The 257-nt window shown below is 63.0% G+C and carries 1 pseudogene; it reads right to left on the reverse strand.

Annotated features, from left to right (window positions below):
- Positions 1–257 (reverse strand): annotated as a pseudogene (locus BK665_RS34165) (putrescine ABC transporter permease PotI); the annotation flags it as partial.

Here is a 257-nt window from a genome sequence, read left to right on the forward strand (position 1 = left end):
GGCATCACCAACGGCGCCGTCACCAAACCACCGAACAGCGTGCGGCCCTTGAAGCGCGTGACGCGAGTCAGCACAAACGCCGCCAAGGTCCCCAGCGCCACGGCTGCAATCGCGGTGTAGCAGGCAATCTCCAGCGAGCGCACCACTGAGCCCATCAGTTGCGTGTTGTCGAGCAAGCCGACGTACCACTTCACCGACCAGCCGCCCCACACCGTCACCAGTTTCGAGGCGTTGAACGAGTAGATCACCAGGATCAG

The sequence above is a fragment of the Pseudomonas frederiksbergensis genome (genome assembly GCF_003732665.1).
Lineage (GTDB): Bacteria > Pseudomonadota > Gammaproteobacteria > Pseudomonadales > Pseudomonadaceae > Aquipseudomonas > Aquipseudomonas frederiksbergensis_G.